At 70.6% G+C, this 15,542-nt stretch carries 12 protein-coding genes and 1 pseudogene; 6 read left to right on the top strand and 7 right to left on the bottom strand.

The window, feature by feature from the left end; all coding sequences use genetic code 11:
- Positions 1–9: 9 nt before the first annotated feature.
- The 6 genes from PV350_RS03875 (at position 10) to pqqE (ending at position 4,986) form a co-directional block, all read left to right on the top strand.
- On the top strand, positions 10–1,710 hold the full coding sequence (locus tag PV350_RS03875; protein WP_499516261.1) for a PQQ-dependent dehydrogenase, methanol/ethanol family: 1,701 nt from the start codon (positions 10–12) through the stop codon (positions 1,708–1,710).
- 46 nt (positions 1,711–1,756) lie between these two features.
- Positions 1,757–1,852 (top strand): pyrroloquinoline quinone precursor peptide PqqA, encoded by a 96-nt coding sequence (pqqA, locus tag PV350_RS03870; protein WP_499516260.1) that lies wholly within the window; start codon positions 1,757–1,759, stop codon positions 1,850–1,852.
- A gap of 172 nt (positions 1,853–2,024) precedes the next feature.
- Positions 2,025–2,846: a pyrroloquinoline quinone biosynthesis protein PqqB gene (gene pqqB / locus PV350_RS03865; protein ID WP_500332822.1), complete on the top strand. Its 822-nt coding sequence runs from the start codon at positions 2,025–2,027 to the stop codon at positions 2,844–2,846.
- 4 nt (positions 2,847–2,850) lie between these two features.
- Positions 2,851–3,549 (top strand): pyrroloquinoline-quinone synthase PqqC, encoded by a 699-nt coding sequence (gene pqqC / locus PV350_RS03860; RefSeq protein ID WP_499516258.1) that lies wholly within the window; start codon positions 2,851–2,853, stop codon positions 3,547–3,549.
- 5 nt (positions 3,550–3,554) lie between these two features.
- Complete coding sequence (gene pqqD / locus PV350_RS03855) at positions 3,555–3,884, top strand: pyrroloquinoline quinone biosynthesis peptide chaperone PqqD (RefSeq protein WP_499516257.1); 330 nt, start codon at positions 3,555–3,557, stop codon at positions 3,882–3,884.
- The gene (gene pqqE, locus PV350_RS03850; protein ID WP_499516256.1) at positions 3,877–4,986 is read left to right on the top strand and encodes a pyrroloquinoline quinone biosynthesis protein PqqE; all 1,110 of its coding nucleotides are present in this window, start codon (positions 3,877–3,879) and stop codon (positions 4,984–4,986) included. Before pqqD ends, pqqE begins: the two co-directional genes overlap by 8 nt.
- Here pqqE and PV350_RS03845 read toward each other — a convergent pair.
- The 7 genes and pseudogenes from PV350_RS03845 to PV350_RS03815 all read right to left on the bottom strand — a co-directional run.
- The gene (locus PV350_RS03845) at positions 4,983–5,522 is read right to left on the bottom strand and encodes a manganese efflux pump MntP (RefSeq protein WP_499516255.1); all 540 of its coding nucleotides are present in this window, start codon (positions 5,520–5,522) and stop codon (positions 4,983–4,985) included. The genes pqqE and PV350_RS03845 overlap by 4 nt on opposite strands.
- 274 nt (positions 5,523–5,796) lie before the next feature.
- On the bottom strand, positions 5,797–8,328 hold the full coding sequence (locus tag PV350_RS03840) for a CehA/McbA family metallohydrolase (protein WP_500332821.1): 2,532 nt from the start codon (positions 8,326–8,328) through the stop codon (positions 5,797–5,799).
- Positions 8,329–8,759: 431 nt separating this feature from the next.
- Entirely contained in the window at positions 8,760–9,833 is a 1,074-nt protein-coding gene (locus PV350_RS03835; RefSeq protein WP_499516253.1) for a PP2C family protein-serine/threonine phosphatase, read from the bottom strand.
- Between the two features lie 269 nt (positions 9,834–10,102).
- Complete coding sequence (locus PV350_RS03830; RefSeq protein WP_500332820.1) at positions 10,103–10,975, bottom strand: class I SAM-dependent methyltransferase; 873 nt, start codon at positions 10,973–10,975, stop codon at positions 10,103–10,105.
- A gap of 93 nt (positions 10,976–11,068) precedes the next feature.
- On the bottom strand, positions 11,069–11,653 hold the full coding sequence (locus tag PV350_RS03825) for a helix-turn-helix domain-containing protein (protein WP_499516251.1): 585 nt from the start codon (positions 11,651–11,653) through the stop codon (positions 11,069–11,071).
- Between the two features lie 170 nt (positions 11,654–11,823).
- Positions 11,824–13,419, bottom strand: coding sequence for an ABC transporter substrate-binding protein (locus PV350_RS03820; protein WP_500332819.1), 1,596 nt, complete (start codon positions 13,417–13,419; stop codon positions 11,824–11,826).
- Between the two features lie 376 nt (positions 13,420–13,795).
- Positions 13,796–15,412, bottom strand: a pseudogene (locus PV350_RS03815) (zinc carboxypeptidase); the annotation flags it as partial.
- Between the last annotated feature and the right edge of the window lie 130 nt (positions 15,413–15,542).

Raw genomic sequence — 15,542 nt, 5'->3', positions numbered from 1 at the left:
GAGGAGGAGATGTCCCTCGACTACGTGGACGCGGGCGAGGCAGTCGACCAGGGGTTGCTGAGCGGCAAGGTCGCGGGCGGGGAGGTCGCGCCGCCGGTGGTGGCCGGCCTCGACTACGAGCGCATGCTCAACGCCCGCCAGGAGCCGCACAACTGGCTCACCTACTACGGCGCCTACAACGGGCAACGCTACAGCCCGCTGGACCAGATCAACACGGAGAGCGTCAAGCGCGTCGTCCCCGCATGGGTCTTCCAGGCGGGCACGACCGGACTGATCGCGGGCGCGTCGACCTACTCGTTCGAGGCCGCCCCAATCGTCGTCGACGGGGTCATGTTCGTGTCCGGCTGGGACGGCTGGGTCTGGGCCCTCGACGCGAAGACCGGCGTGGAGATCTGGCGGTACAAGCACGCGGTCCCCTTCGACGTGTCCTTGTGCTGCGGGAACGTGAACCGCGGGGTCGCCGTGGCCCAGGGGAAGGTCTTCTCCGTCACGCCGAACGCCCGTCTGCTCGCACTCGACGCCACCACCGGAAAGCGGGTCTGGGACAAGACCTACGGTGATGTCCGGGCTGGGGAGAGCGCCACACTCGCCCCGTTGATCGTGAAGAACATGGTCATCGTCGGCAGTTCCGGCGGCGAGTTCGGCGTACGCGGCCACCTCGACGCGTTCGACCTCGCCACCGGCGAGCACCAGTGGCGCTGCTACACGGTGCCCAAGCCCGGGGAGCCGGGCTCGGAGACCTGGCCCGCCAACGGCGAGGCCTGGGCGCGTGGTGGGGCGAACTGCTGGGTCACCGGCACGTTCGACCCGGAGACGAACCTGCTGTACGTCGGCACCGGCAACCCGGCGCCCGACTTCGACGGAGGTGTCCGCGAGGGCGACAACCTCTTCACCGACTGCGTCATCGCCGTCGACGTCGACAGCGGTCAGATCCGCTGGCACTACCAGTGCACCCCGCACGACGTGTGGGACTACGACAGCATCGCCGAGTGCATCCTGTTCGAGCGGGACGGGCGCAAGCTGCTGGGGCACTTCGACAAGAACGGCTACTTCTTCGTCCTCGACCGCACCAACGGGGAGAGGGTCGGGATCACCCCCTTCGTGGACCGCATCACGTGGGGGGCCATCACGAGGGACGGCCGGGTGACGGCCAAGTCGTACCCGGACAAGGAGGGAGAACCCGTCCACTTCTACCCGGGTCCGGCCGGTGCGAAGGAATGGACCCACGCGGCCTACAGCCCGAAGTCCGAGCTGTTCTACGTGCCCGTCCAGGACACGGGTGCCACGGCCACCCGACGGCGCCGGGAGTTCAAGGAGAGCATCCCGTACTGGGGCGCGGGCGTTCAGGTGGACATCGAGGACATGGCGGGGTCCGTCAGCGCGTTCGACGCCGACGGCGAGGAGAAGTGGCGCTGGCGCAACGAACTGCCCATGTGCGCCTCGGTGCTGGCCACCGGTGGTGACCTGGTGTTCGCCGGTGAGCCGTCCGGCGAGTTCAACGCGCTCGACGCCCGCACCGGGCAGGGGCTGTGGCAGTTCCAGTGCGGGAGCGGCCACCACAGCAGCCCGACCACCTACATGGTCGACGACAGGCAGTTCATCGCCGTACCGGTCGGCTGGGGCGGGTGGGCCGAGGGATTCCTCCCCGGCATGCTCGGCGCGGGACACGGTAGCGCCCTGATCACCTTCGCCCTCCCGGAATGGTCGTAGCGCGCGACCAGAGCTTGCCACGACCGGCCAGAGAGGAGGTGAGTCCATGGAACCCCAGCTTGCTGTGTGGGAGACGCCCGAGTTCGAGGAGATCGCGGTCGCGGCCGAGGTGACCATGTACGTCGCCCGGCTGGAGGACTAGCGGACGTGGGGCATGCCGGACCGGTTCCGGCGCCCCGACGGCTCGGGACGCCGACAGGCGGCCGGGCCGACGACGGACCCGGACATTCGACGAACGGAGTGCCGGCGTGTTGGTGCGAGTGCTGGGCTCAGCGGCGGGGGGCGGGTCCCCGCAGTGGAATTGCGGCTGCCCCGTGTGCGCCGCGGTCCGCTCAGGGGCCGGCCCCCCGCGCACCCAGTCCTCGATCGCCGTCAGCGCCGACCGCTGCCGGTGGTTCCTCGTCAACGCCTCACCCGACCTCCGCGCCCAGTTCGAGGCCTTCCAAGGCCTGCACCCGCAGGGCGACCGGACGACGCCTCTGGAAGCGGTGCTGCTCACCGACGCCGAGCTGGACCACACGCTGGGTCTGCTTCTGTTGCGCGAGGCCCATGCCCTGCGGGTGTACGCCACGCCGGCGGCACACAAGACCCTGTGTGACGGCTCGGGCATCCTGAGCACGCTCCAGCACTACTGCACCGTGGAGTGGCGGGCGGTGATCCCCGGCACCGACCTGGCTCTGGCGGACGGGCTGTCCTGCCGTGCGTTCGACGTACCGACCGCCAAACGCGCCCGGTTCGGGGCCGAGGCGGACCACGGCCGCGTCGTGGGCTACCGGCTGACCGACGAACGCAGCGGGGGGACACTGGTCTACCTGCCGGCCGTGCAGTCGCTGACGCCGGCGCTGTGCGCGGAGCTCGAGGGCTGCGGATGCCTGCTGTTCGACGGGACCTGCTGGCGCGACGACGAGCTCGTACGGCTCGGACTGGCCGGCAAGACGGCCCGGGAGATGGGCCACCTGCCCATCGACGGCCCGGACGGCAGCCTGGCCCGGCTCCCGTCGCTGGCCGCGGGACGGACGGTCCTCGTGCACGTCAACAACACCAACCCGATCCTCCTGGAGGACGCACCCGAGCGGCACATCTTGCGGGAAAGCGGCATAGAGGTGGCCACGGACGGCCTCGAGATCCAGGTGTAGAGCCGTGACGACGACAACCACGAGAACCGGCGCCGACGACTTCGTCGAGGCGTTGCGGGCCCACTCGCGGCGGTACCACGACCAACACCCCTTCCACGTCCGGATGAACACAGGCCGGCTGAGCCATCGGCAGATCCGCGGCTGGGTGGCCAACCGCTTCTACTACCAGGAGAACATCCCCCGAAAGGACGCCGCGATCCTTTCCAACTGCCCCGACCTGGACGTGCGCCGCCGCTGGATCCGACGGATCACCGACCACGACGGCAGCGCCGCCGGCGAGGGCGGCATCGAGGCGTGGCTGCGCCTCGGCGAGGCCACCGGGCTGACCCGCGACGAGGTCCGGGACCACCGGCACCTGGTACCAGGCGTGCGGTTCTCCGTCGACGCCTACGTGAACTTCGCCCGGACCCGCCCGTGGGTGGAGGCGGTGGCGTCCTCGCTCACGGAACTGTTCGCGCCCGACCTGATGGCCGCGCGCCTGGCCGCCTTCGAGCGCTGGTACCCGTGGATCGACCCCGACGGCCTCGCCTACTTCCGCACCCGCTTGGAGCAGGCCCCGCGCGACTGCGAGCACGCCCTCCACGTGGTCACGTCGCACTGCCTGTCCGCCGAGTCGCAGGCGCGCGCCGTCGACGCGCTCTCGTTCAAGTGCGACGTCCTGTGGAGTCTCATGGACGCCGTCGACCAGGCCTACCCGGAGTGACCGCCATGGACCCGACACCCCCAGGAGCGACCCGGAGCAGGACCAGGACCGGGCCCGGCGTCGAGGTGTGCGGCCCGGACCGGCCCCGGCTGGCGCGTCATGTCCGGCTCACCTTCTGCCGGACCAGGCAGCGTCAGGTACTGCTGCACCCCGAGACGGTGGTGGTCCTGAACGGCAGCGGCGCGGCGATCCTCGAGCTGTGCGACGGGCAGCACACCGTGGCCGAGATCGTGACGGAGCTGGGTGCCCGCTACCAGACCGTCCCGGATGACGAGGTGCGGAGGTTCCTGACCCGGCTCGTCACGCGGCGCTGGATGGAGCTCACCGATGGATAGCCCCTTCGGGTTGCTCGCCGAACTCACCTACCGGTGCCCGCTGGCCTGCCCGTACTGCTCCAACCCGCTGAACATGGCCGGTTACCAGGACGAGCTGGCCACGGACGAGTGGCGGCGGGTGCTGGCCGAGGCCGGCGACCTGGGCGTCCTGCAGTGCCACCTGTCGGGCGGGGAACCACTGCTGCGGCGCGACCTGGTGGAGATCACGGCGGCCGCCCACCACCTGGGCCTCTACACCAACCTCGTGACCAGCGCCCTCGGGCTCTCCCACTCGAAGGCCGAGCAGTTGCGGGCCGCCGGCCTGGACCACGTGCAGATCAGCATCCAGGCCGACGAAGCGGCCGCGTCCGACCGGATCGCCGGCGTCCCGTCCTTCGAGCGCAAGATCGAGGCGATGCACGTGGTCAAGGAGCTGGGCTGGCCCCTGACCGTGAACGTGGTCCTGCACCGGCACAACATCGACCGGGTCGCCGACGTGCTCGACCTGGCCGAAGAGGTGGGCGCCGACCGGCTGGAGCTGGCCAACACCCAGTACTACGGCTGGGCCTGGCGCAATCGTGCCGCGCTACTGCCCAGCCGGGCCCAGCTCGAAGCGGCCGAAGTCGTCGTGCGGGCAGCCCGTGAGCGGTTGCGGGACCGCATGGACGTCATCTACGTCATCTCCGACTACTACAGCCGCTACCCCAAGCCCTGCATGGGCGGCTGGGCGTCCCGGCAGCTGACCGTCACGCCGAACGGCGACGTCCTCCCCTGCCCGGCCGCCCAGTCCCTGCCGTTGCCGAGGGCCAGCGTACGTGAGGACTCGCTGGCGTGGATCTGGACCGAGTCCCCGGTGATGACCGCGTTCCGGGGAACCGACTGGATGCCCGAGCCCTGCCGGAGCTGCTTCCGGCGGGAGCTGGACTTCGGCGGCTGCCGTTGCCAGGCGTTCCTGCTCACCGGCGATGCGGCCCGCACCGACCCGGTCTGCCACCTGTCGCCCGACCATCACCTGGTCGCCCGGGCGGTGGCGGCCGCCAACGCCGGATCACGTTCCGACGATCCTCCGCTGGTCCCCCGACCGCACCGGGTTCGCCGGCCGGACCGCATCCGGGGCGGCTAGCCGCCGAACCACAACGGCAGCGCGGCAGCGGCGATGATCAAGGTGACCCCGCTCAGCAGGTCCGAGCGGATCCGGATGAGGCGCGCCGCGAACCGGCCCAGCTGCAGCCCGACCAGCGACATCACCGCCGTCATGATTCCGAAGACGGCGGCCGAGAACCACGGCGAGAGTCCGAGGATCCCCAGGCTCGCCCCGGCGAACAGGTTGTCCAGGCTCAGCGTCAGCGGGATGCCGAACAGCGCCCACGGATGGTCCAACTCCTCCGGCTCGGGGTGCCGAAGGGCCGAGACGACGAGGTAGAGCCCGTACCCACCCAGAGCGGCCGCACCCACCAAGTCTGCGACGTCGCCGACGGATTCCCCTATCCGGCGACCGATCAACAGCCCGACCAAGGGCATGACCGCGTCCCACAGCCCGAAGGTGAGCGCAACCTGCACCGCGCGCTTCAGACCGAATGGCACGGTGCCGAGCGCGATCGACACCCGGAAATTGTCGAGACTGAGTACGAAACCCAGGACCAGTATTTCCCAGATCATGGCGATGTCGCTGCCCGATGACGACCGATGACGGCGGGGCCGAATCCGCCGCGCGGAGTGACCGCCAGGTTGGAAACAATATCCCGGACGTCCCGCGCAACAAATCCGCGGAACCGACTTCCGGAGCACTGTCAACACTACTCGCCGCGGCGCGCGCGGCCAATTGGTCCGCGGAACCGCCCCGCCGCAGCACCCCCTCCCCTGGCGCGCCTGCGGCCGTAGGGAGAACCCGAGGCGCGGGGAGAGGGGGTACCGGAGGACCGATGCCGGCGGTTCAGACCAGCTTCGCCCGGAAGATCTGCTGCGTCTCGTCGCGCTGCGTGCGGGTCGCGCCGCGGTCGCTGGTGAACACCACGACGCCACGGTGCAGGGCGGGCCAGGTGCCGTTGCCCTGGTGGCTCACCTGGGTGGCTTCGGACCAGCCCTTCGCGCGGTCGAGGGTGGCGGTGAAGACCTTCCAGCGCCAGTCGGTCGAGCGGGAGTCGTACCAGACCGCGCGGACCGTGCCGTCAGGGTCCACTCCGAGCTTGGCCCGCTGGCTCATGGCTTCGGCGTCGAGGGCGACGTTCTCGAACGCCGTCCAGGTCGTGCCGCCGTCGGTGGAGCGGCTGGCCCGGAGCTGGAGGTTGGAGCCGGAGCTCTGGAGCGCACCGCTCTCCCAGATCGCGACGAACGTCCCGTCCCGGTCCACGGTCAGGCCCGGGTGCCTGTCCGAGCGGTCACTGACCCTGCTGACCTGGACCGGAGTACTCCAGCCGCGGCCCGGCGCCTTGCGCACCGACGCCAGGACCTGCCAGTTGTCCGGGTCGGTACCGCCGGCGGCCGGCTGGCCCGCGGGCGGGGTGTGGCCGGTCCACAACGGGTCCGGGTCGTAGCGGTCGTCCTGCCAGCTGATCACGGCGTGCTTGCCGTCGTGGACGGCGACGACCGGGAACAGCGAGGCGGGGTAGCGCGGCGAGCGCGCATCGCCGGGCACGCCAGGACCGGTCGCCTTGCCCGCCGCGGAGATGTTCACCGCGGCCTTGTCGATGCCGACGATCTGCGCGTACACGTCGAACGCGCCTTCGCCGTTGTCGGACCAGGCGACCAGCGGATGCTTGTCGTCGACCAGTGCCAGTGCCGGGTGGACGGCACGCCCCTTGCCCTTGCTGATCTTGGTCGGGGCCTTGAAGGAGCCGCCGCCGTCGGCGCTGTGCGCCAGGAGGATCACCGGACGGTGCGGCTGCTCCTTGCCCTGCTCGTCCTGCCAGGCCACCCACACGTCATGGGAGGTCGCGACGATCCGCGGGAACCGCGCCGTCGCCGAACGGCCGGACAGGGTGACGGACTTGGTGATCCTGCCCTTGCCGTTGAGCCGGCGGTAGACCACCTTGCTCGCCTGGTCCTCGTGCACCTCCGCCACGACGTGCGTGACGTCGCCCACCACCGCGACATCGGAGAAGCCGGTGAACGTGCCCAGGTCGCCGGTGACGAACGCCGCCTTGTCGTGGGCGGTGTCGGCGGCCGGGAGCGCGATCTCGGGCCGGGGGTCGGCCGGAGCACCGACGGAGACGAAGACGGGCGAGGTGGCACCGCGGAGCTGGTCGGGCAGGTTCGGGTCGGCGTCGGAACCGGAGGCGCTGCCGGGGGAACGGGCCTCGGCCCGGTACCAGCCGTGGTCGGTGCCCTTCAGGACGAGCGGCAGTTCGTAGCTCTCGTTGGCCCGTTGCGGCCGGTAGCTCGCGATGGGGCCCGCCGAACGACCGGGCGCCGCGTAGACGTGGACGGTGGTTCCCTTGCCGCCCCTGACGTTCACACGCAGCGTGGCCTTCTTGGGCAGCTTGCGGTCGGCCACGACCACCTCGTCGCCGCCGATCGCCTCGAACACGCCGTCACCGTCGACGTCGGCCTCGATGGTCAGGAACGGCCCCGCGGTGTTCTGCGCGACCGTCGTACGGCCGCCGCGGAACCCGTCGAGGATGCCCAGGACCGAACGCTTCGCCGCGAAGACGTGGGTGGTGGGCGTCCCGGGGGCGTCGATGTCCCACAGCTCGCGGAAGTGGCAGTCGCTCGCCGCCGCGACCCCGAAGCGGAAACCCGCGTTCCAGCGGTTCTCCGCGTACTCGACCTGCTCGTCCGGACCGGTGGACACGTTGAGCACCTCGACGAGGTCCGCGCCTTGGACGCTCGCGTTGGCGTTCGGGCCCGTCGCCGGCGTGTACTCACCGTCGTCGGGGTGCGCCTGCGACCACACCGCCCCTTGCGCGTGCACGTCCCAGACCGACTGCTGCACATGGCGGAAGGCCGCGGAACCGGCCGGGTTGGCGCCGTCCACGATCACGTCCACGTTGCCCAGCACGATGGCGTGGGGCGAGCCGTTCGCCTCCTCACCCGGGAGCAACAGCAGCTTGGACGACTTCCACTGGGGGTCCCAGACCTGGTCGTACGTCCGGTGGTCGGTCAGGGGCATGAAGTCGAGGCCGGCCTTCTCACCCTGGGCGATCTGGTCGCCGACGGGAAGGTTCCCGGGGAGGGTCTGGTGCGAGGTCTGCCGGGGTCCGCTGCCGTCCGACGAATGGTCGTCGTGGACGTGGGTGTCACCCGCGAGCCACTTGCCCTTGGGCGCCTTGGCCCGGTTGAGCACGGAGCTCCCGCCCACCGTCTTGACCTTGCCGTTCGGCTCGAGGGCGGATCCGCTGACCGCCTCGGCGGTGCCCGCACCGACGCCGACCGCCGCGACGGCGGTACCCGCCATGACCACGAACCGCCGGCGGGAAAGGCCCTCGGGCTCACGGTCCGGCCCGGTGGACCCTCTTGTCGTCTCCATGTACTGCGCCTTTCCGTGCACCGTTCCCCTGTGGATCGGTGTGAAGTCCCCGAGACGCTAAAGCGCGCCTTTTTCCGCGAAATGAACGAGCAGCGAACCATTCGCACCCATTGCGGGTATGTGGCATCACTTGCCGCCCGGACGATTCCCCCGTGCACGCGCCGAAAGGGACGACCGACCGGCCCGGAGCCATGCGGAAGGGCATCGCGAGGTCGCGGGCGCGGGAGCGGCCGCCTCCAGGCAGCGCTGATGAGCCGGTTTCCACGACCGGCCTCGCAGGGAGCCCAGCCGTCCTCCCTGCCCCGCCACTGTGACAGCCGGTCCGTGTGCCCTGCATGCGTCAAACGCCCCTATGGGTGTGGCTGCCCTCCGGGTCAAACGGCTCCCCTGGGCATTCCTCGGAACCTCGGCACGTGGTACCGGGCCGGTGGTCAACCGTGCCGCCACTGCTCCGCGTCCTCGCGCCAGGCCTCACCGGCCGACCTGGACAGCACAGCCGCGCTCGGTTCCTCGACACGGGTCAGGGCGACCATCGCCAGGTCGTCCTCGGGAAGCGCGCCTGAGTGCTCGACGACGTCCTCGAGGATCTCCCCCAGCACATCCGGCAGGCACACGTGGCCCGGTGTGCCCTCGCGGATCCACCGCCACGTCGTGGCGCGTTCCAGCAGCGGGTAGCACCGCCCGGCGGCGTCGCGGGCCTCCATGAGGCCGTCGGTGTAGAGCAACAGCGTGTCCCCGGGACACAGTTCGAAGCGTTCCTCCATGGCTCCGCAGTCCCGCAGACCGTACAGGCCCAAGGGGGGAGCCGGGCAGCCCGCCACCAACGCGACGCTCCCCCGGCGGGCCCGTATGGGCGGCGGATGGCCGTGGTTGACCATGCGGGCGAACGGCTCGCCGTCCCGCACCTCCAGCAGAAGCGCCGTCACGAAACGTTCGTCCTTCTCGCGGGAGAGGTCGTCGCTGTCGGCCAGGTGGAACAGGAAGCTCTCCTCCAGCCGCGCCGAAAGCTCCGCCAGGGTCGCGGCGCGCGGCGCCCACTCCCGGAAGGCACCGAGCACCGCCGCGACGTCCTCGAACGTGGGCAGGCCCTTGCCGCACACGTCACCGATGATCAGGCGGGTCGCCTCGCCCGCGCGCGCGACCGCGTACAGGTCACCGCCGACCTGTCCCCGGCCCCCGCAGGGACGGTAGATGGAGGCGAGCCCCAGCGCGCCGATGCGCCCGGGGAGCGGCCGCAGCAGGACCCGCCGGACGGTGTCGGACACGGCGTGCGCCCGCGCCGCCCGGCAGCGGTAGCGGTCCTTCACACGTCCGAGCACCATCGCCGCGGTCCCCGCAGTGATCAGCGGCGCGAGGCCGCACGCGAGGCTCGGGTGGGAGTACAGCGGCAGGATCACACACACCGCGCACACCGCGAGGATCCACGCCACGACGCTCGCGACGGCCAGGTACCGCAGCGGTTTCCCCTCGTCCCGCCGCTCCTCGAACTGTTCGACGTCGGTCATCAGCGTCACTCCCTCGCGGTCTTGCGCGGGCCGGGAGCCGACGGATCCGCGAGCGGCCCCGGAACCGCGCATTGGCGTCCCACTCGTGACGGGACAACTCGACCGTAGGGAGGAGTACGGCCGAGCCCCTTGCCCCGTCGTGCACAGGCCTTTGCCCGTCCGTGCAGTGCCCGGCACCGTGGCACCTGGACCACTTGGGTACCGCCGGACCGCGGCGGCACAGGTGAGGGTGTTCAGCGGCACACGTGACGGTGTTCAGCGGCAGCGGGTCACGCCCGGCGGGCCGCCCAGACCGAGCGCTCGGTACGGACGCCCACGTCGGTGCGGCGCGGGATGCCGTCGGGACCGTCGGCGTCGAGCAGCCGGTCGAGGGCGGTCAGGTCGCCCGCCGTCAGGGCGGAGGCGACGGTGGTGCGCATGCGGCGCAGGCTGCTGAGTGCGTAGCGGCGGACGGTGTCGGTGGGGGGCGGGGCGACGTCGATGGTCAGGGTCCGTTCGCCCTCGATGGTGAAGCCGGCCTTCGTCAGCTTGGTCCCCCAGTCGGCGCCGCGGTGGGGGATGCGCTCGGCGTGGTGGTGGTCGAGTGCGGCATGGCAGCGCTCCTCCAGGCCCGGGGCGTCCCGCGGGGCGTCCCCGGGCAGGAAGCGGGGGAAGCCGGCCAGCTCGACGACGGCGAACAGTCCGCCCGGGGCGAGCAGGTCGTTGACCTGGCGCAGGGTCCGGTCGGGCTCGGTCATGTGGTGCAGGGAGGCCGAGGCCCACACCAGTTCCGGGGTGCCGAGATCGGGCCAGGCCGCCGCGTCGAGGTCGGCCTCGACCAGGTGCACGCGGTCGGCCACTCCGGCTGCGGCTGCCTTGGCCTGCAGGCGGCGCAGGTGCGGGGCCGAGGAGTCGACGGCCGTCACCTGTGCCGCGGGGAAGCGCCGAAGGAGGGCGAGGGTTCCCGCTCCCGTCCCGCAGCCCAGGTCCACGATGCGGCGGGGGCTGGTCTCGACGGGCAGCCAGGCCGTGATGGACGCGTTGTGTTCGGCGAGCACTTCGGCGTCCAGGTCGAGGATCTCCGCCTGAACGGCCGTGTCGTGCTCGTGCTCGTGGACGTGGGGCGCGGCATGGTCCGCTGCGTGCGGGTGGGGGTGATTCATGGCGCCCACGCTAGGCGAGCCGTCCGCGGGAGGCCCCGCGGCTTCCGGAATGCGCAAGGCGATGCCCGGCCGCGCTGCGGCAGGCGCAAACCGTCACGGTCTCGCCTTGCCGGTGGGCTCGCCGCGCTGGTGGCCGCGGCGGGCGTCGCGGTCGAAGATGCCCAGGATCTCGCAGGGTCCGCCCTCGGCCCCGATGGCGTGCGGGAGCATCGTGGGGAACTCCGCCGCCTGGTTGGTCTCGATCCGCAGGCGGCGGTTGCCCAGGAGCAGGACCGCGGTCCCGGACAGGACGACGAGCCATTCACGGCCGGGGTGGGCGCGCATGCCCGAGGGTTGGTCGGGCGGCGGGTTCGTCATGCGCTGCCGGATGACGGTCATGCCGGGTTCCGCCTTGACGGGCCAGCGCATCTGCCCGCGCGCCCGGTCCACCGTCGGGTGCGAGACGACGTCGTCCGACGCGGTCTCCACCAACTGGTCCAGGGAGGTGTCCAGGGCGCGGGCGAGGGTGACGAGCTGGTCCAGTGCCAGGCGCCGCTGCCCGTTCTCGATGCGGGAGAGCGTGGACTGACTGACGTTGGCGCGCGCGGCCAGGTCCTCCAGGGACCAGCCCTGGGCCACGCGCAGGGCGCGGATGCGCTTGCGTACCAGGCTGTCCAGATCACCATCGTCTTGCGTCATGAGCAAGAGTCTATGCGTGCGCGGCAAGGCCTGCCCAGCATCGCCACTGCTCGGCCCCGCCAGGGCCGGGGCCGCGAGCGGGGGCCGCGAGGAGATCCGCCGCTACGGCGGCACGGACGCGGCGGCCGTGAGGGGGCGTGGCCGCCGCGGCTGCGCGCATCGTCGTCCGGCTACTGGGTCACACCCTTCTGGATCTCCCAGAAGCGGAAGATGGTGGACGGGTCGAGGGTCCACTCCAGGCCGTTGATGTTGTCCTTGGACACCACGTACTGCTTGCCCTGCCACAGCGGGATGATCGGGACGTCGTCGGCGACCGCGCCCTGCAGTTCCTCGAAGTCGGCGCTGGTCGCGGCGCGGCCGTCCTCGGCGGCGGTGCGCGGGATCAGCTCGCCGGTGATCTTCTTGTTGACGTAGTTGTTGGACAGCACGTTGCCGTCACCGAAGAACGGGGCGGTGAAGTTGTCCGGGTCCGGGTAGTCCGGCACCCAGCCGCGCACGTACACCGCGTACTTGCCGGCCTCGATGTCCTTGGCATACCGGTCGGCGTCGGCGCTCTTGACGTCCACGTCGAACAGCCCGCTGTCGTTGAGCTGCTTGGCGATCGCCTTCAGCTCCGCCACCGTGCCCGGCCCGAACCGCACCGGCGTCGCCCACAGCGTGAACGACACCTTGCTCGTGATCCCCGCCTGCGCCAGCACGGCCTGCGCCCCGGCCCGGTCGCCGCCCTCGCCGTAGCGGTCGAAGAACGCGGTGTTGTGACCGGTGATACCGGCCGGCACGATCGAGTACAGCGGGGTCGCGGTGCGCTGGTAGACGTCCCGGATGAACGCCTTGCGGTCGATCAGATACGCCACCGCGCGCCGCACGGCCTTGTCGCCCACCACCGGGTCCTTGAGGTTGAACACCAGGTGCTGGACCTCGGCGCCGGTGCCCTCCACCACCTGGATCCCGGTGTCGCCGGCTATCGAACTGGCCTGCAGCGAGGCGATATCGGCCGAGTCAAGACCACGGTAGGCCAGGTCCACCGACCCGTCCTCCACCGCCTCCTTCAGCGCCGGCTCGTCACCGAAGAACTTCATCGTCATGCCGGAGTTACGGACCTGCGCCGTGCCCCGGTAGTCCCCGTTGACCGAGAACACCGCCTGCTTGCCGGCCTCGTAGGAGTCCAGCTTGTACGGGCCGGAACCGGTCGCCTTGTCGTCCGTGCGGAGCTTGTCCGCCGGGTACTGCGTGTGGTCCACGATCGACCCCGCACCCGAGGCGATCTTCATCGGGAACGTCGCGTCGGAGTACTTCAGGTGGAACACCACCCGCTCCGGCGAGGGCGTGTCGATCGTCTTGATCGCGTCCAGCAGCACCGCCGGACCGTTCTCGTCATTGATCTTGATGGTCCGCTCGAAGGAGTACTTCACGTCCTGCGACGTCAGCGCCTCGCCGTTGCTGAACTTCAGACCCTGCCGCAGCGTGCAGTCGAAGGTCTTGCTTTCCGCGTCGGTGAACTTGCAGCTCTCCGCGGCCTCGGGCTCGGGCTTGGTAGCGCCCCTGGGGAAGCTCAGCAGCGACTGGAAGACGTTGTTGAACACGATCCAGGAACCGACGTCATAACCGGCGGCCGGATCAACGGCCGTCACCTTGTCCGTGATCCCCATCGTGACGGACTTCCCGGAGGCCTCGCCGTCCGACCCTCCCGTACCGCAGCCGGCGACCACGACCGCCGTCAAGGTCGCGGAGAGCGGGAGCGCCAGTCGCTGGACTCGATTCCTCACAAGACTTCCCTCACTACTTTTTGGTGAACCTATCCCTGCTCACGCGCATACAGAAGGAATTTCCGGATTCGCGCCAGCCGGTCCCTCATCCTGCCAGGCCCACCGACGGCTCCCGAACCCGGGGTGACCAGCCCGAACGGCGCCAGGCGGTGGCGCGTTCGGATCGCGGGCCGTCAATCCCGGGCGACACACGTGCAGGAGCCACTTACTAAGCGTTCGCTTTTTGCTTCCGAATTGCCGCGCACTGGCTCGGTCATGGATATCGCCCGCACCGCGTGCCGACGAAGCAAAAGGCGGCCCGTACCCACAAGGGGTACGGGCCGCCTGGTTCACCGGCCGGCGTCCGCCACGCTCGGTCCTGGAGGACGCCCGGGCGTCATCGGCGGAGTGCCTTGAGTGCCTGACGGACCAGTGTCGCGCGGTCGGACGCCGAGGTGACGTGCTCGAGCCCGAAGCCCAGCAGCACGGTGTCGTCCGTCGTGACGGCACCCTGCGTCAGCGGGCCGGTGCGCACCCAGTCCCGCTGGGCCGGCGGGCTGCCCGCGGGCGGGCCGGTGACGGTCCAGGGGCCGAGGGAGGTCTCGAAGCCCTCGGTCTCGGTGACCGCGCCGCCGATGACCAGCGAGGTCTCGTCGGCCTGGACGCCCTGGCCGCCGGAGCCCGGGTCGGTGACGTAGCTGAGCGAGACCTCGACCTTCTTGCCCGCGTAGGCGCTCAGGTCGAAGTTCACCGGCTGCCAGCCCTGGGACGCGCCCGTGAAGCTGTTCCAGGCGCCCGAGGTGCCGGTCGCCTTGCAGCCGTCCGCGCCCGGGGTCAGGTAGTGCGTCAGCCACGGGTGCTCGCCGATGTAGAACCCGGCCTCGCACTCGGCGGGCACGGTGGTGCTGGTGGCGCCACCGGCCTCGGGGAGGGTGGTCCAGTCGTCGGCGCCGACGGTGTGGACCTCCAGGATCGCGTTGTCGTAGCCGGGCTCGGTGCTCCACAGCAGGCGGGAGCGGAGGGTGGGCGAGTCGGCCGCGCTCACGCCGGTGAGGTCGATCGTCCGGGTGAGCCGGTTGTAGGCGTCGTCGGTGTGGACGGCGGCCGCCATGTACGAGCCCGCGTAGGGCGCGTCCGAGCCGACGGAACCGGTGTAGCGGCCGGCTCCCTTGCTCGCGAACTTCGGGAAGGTGGCGGGCGCCAGCCAGTCGGAGGTCACCCGGTAGGTGCCCGCCGTGTCCAGCGGGTTGCCTGTGGCGGCGCCGAGCGGACCGGTGAAGCCGGCCAGTGCGCCCGTGCCGCCGAAGCCGGTGGCCCCGGTGGTCGACGTGCGCGAGTACGCGCCCAGGTAGTACTGGCTGAAGTCGTTCGAGGGCGTGCCGTCGGCCAGGGCCACGTTGCCGCCCGCCCGCTCGCCCGCCTCGATCAGCTTGCCGCCCTCGTTGAGGTAGGCGCGCAGTTCGAGCTGGGTGGGATTGCCCGGCAGGGCCGCGCCCGTGTAGTGCACGACGGTGCGGAAGTGCGCGAGGACCCCGAGCGCGTCGGGCGCGCCCTGGGTGGCGACGTCCCACACGGCCGCACGGTGGCCGTTCGCCTTCAGGGCCTCGACGTACGCCGTGGTCTGCGTGGCGGGTGCGCCTTCCTCGGCGACGACGAGGGTGTCGGCCGAGGGACGGGCGGCCACGGTGTAGGTGAAGTGGTCGCTGGAGACCTTCTTGCCGCTCTTGGTCCGGGCGGTGAACCACACCTCGACCTTGTCGCCGACGTCCCCGTCGCGGACCTTCGCGCGGTACTCGTCGAAGTAGAGGTTGTCCTCACCGCCGTAGGTCTCGCCGCCCCGCCAGGAGCGCAGCGCCTCGTCCTTCGTGCGGCCGCCGTTGACGCGGTAGTTGAGCTCCTTGCCGCGCAGTGACTTTCGGGCGACGACCGCGACCTCCTGGTCGTTGCCGCGCGCGTAGGAGGTCGTGAAGGACCCCGGGGTGAAGTCGGCGGCGTCCAGGCCCACGGAGGAGGAGCTGCTACTTATACACATCGGACCCTGCAGACGAAAATGCCGACGATAAGCCCCGTGTAATTTTGGTATTAAAAAAAAAAAAAATAAGAGAGAGTACTGACGATATGCCAGCACAAAGATATATAAGAAC

The sequence above is a fragment of the Streptomyces sp. PA03-6a genome (assembly GCF_033792765.1).
Classification (GTDB): domain Bacteria; phylum Actinomycetota; class Actinomycetes; order Streptomycetales; family Streptomycetaceae; genus Actinacidiphila.
Note: the sequence above shows the minus strand (reverse complement) of the source record. Positions and strands in the feature narration are given on the sequence as shown.